Source organism: Blautia caccae (assembly GCF_040095955.1).
Lineage (GTDB): Bacteria > Bacillota > Clostridia > Lachnospirales > Lachnospiraceae > Blautia > Blautia celeris.
The window spans coordinates 1-1,147 of sequence record NZ_JBBMFP010000078.1 but is presented as its reverse complement, the minus strand read 5'-3'; the positions used below and the strand labels follow the sequence as shown (position 1 = coordinate 1,147).

Annotated in this window: 2 protein-coding genes; both read right to left on the bottom strand. The window is 49.7% G+C overall.

The features are described from left to right. Positions 1–116: 116 nt before the first annotated feature. Positions 117–560, bottom strand: a complete 444-nt coding sequence (locus tag WMO65_RS26210; protein WP_148392556.1) for a PrgI family mobile element protein — start codon at positions 558–560, stop codon at positions 117–119. 14 nt (positions 561–574) lie between these two features. Continuing rightward, positions 575–1,147: hypothetical protein (locus tag WMO65_RS26205; protein ID WP_349064875.1), on the bottom strand; the 573-nt coding region annotated here is incomplete at its 5' end.

Genomic DNA, 1,147 nt, shown 5'->3' with positions numbered 1-1,147 from the left:
GATCCCATCCGGATGCACCTTTGCAATGTCAAGCAGCTCCTGGATGCAGGCCGGTGTCTGGTAGACTGGCTCTGTGAGCCTTTTGCATTGGACAAAATCCTTCGCTTTATTGAAACTCATTCACTTGCTCCTCTCCTTTCTTTTCTCTGCTGTCTTAGACAGGCCCTGACATATTTCCGGTGCAGTCTCTTTTGTTTCTTGAAGCTTTTGCATTTTGGTACTTTGCTGGCTTTCATCCCGCCTGTCACTGGCTGATATTCCCCCGCCCGGTAATGAAGCATCGCTGTAGCCTTCCGGTATTTGACTGCCGCCAGATGTTCCCTTAAGGTCAATCCGTTTTTAGACTGCCAGAATCCTGCGATCATGATCGGTGCCCCAACTGGCACGCTGATATATACAGCCAGCACAGGGGAAATCCCAATATAGCGCCACAGAAACAAGCAGACCGAGACGATCAACACAAGGCCTGCCAGGGCATATTTCGCTTCATGCAGCGTAAATCCCTTGTACACGGTTTCCCGATAGTCATGTTCAAAATCTTTATTGATCGGTATATTCATCTTGCTCTCCTTCCTTAGAAACCGAACGCGCGCCGGATCATGCTATCTACAGCCTTCACGGAGCCTACCGCCAAAAGGATGGTCAGCATGCTCTGGGCCATGTTCCAGAGGGTTTCAACTGCCCCCAGCCAGTCTGGGACAGGAATCAGGAAACCGTTGCTGTTTATAATGGCTGCGCACAGCCGGAGCACCAGCGTTGTGCCAGCAAATTCCCCAAACGCGCAAAGGATCGTCTTAAACCAGTTTTCGGCTGATCTTGAAGCCCCCTCCGGTCCCGCAACAGTTGCTAATGCCAAAGGCCCCGTCACAATATAAAAAAACACCTTTATAAAAATACCATAGACATGCAGGACCAACAGCAGGCCCGCCGCGATCGCCACGATCATAAATGCAGCGCATACAAAAAAGCCAATGACCAGGGTGTCTGAATCCCAGTCGTCTACACTGGTCTCCTGCAAAGCCACAGAAGCAGCTCCCTCTGGTGCTACGATCTGAAAAACCCCCTGCATGATCTCGGCCACTCCATTGATGATGTTCTTTATATTCACGATCAGAAAATTACCAAGGATAAATTTGATCAGCATTGT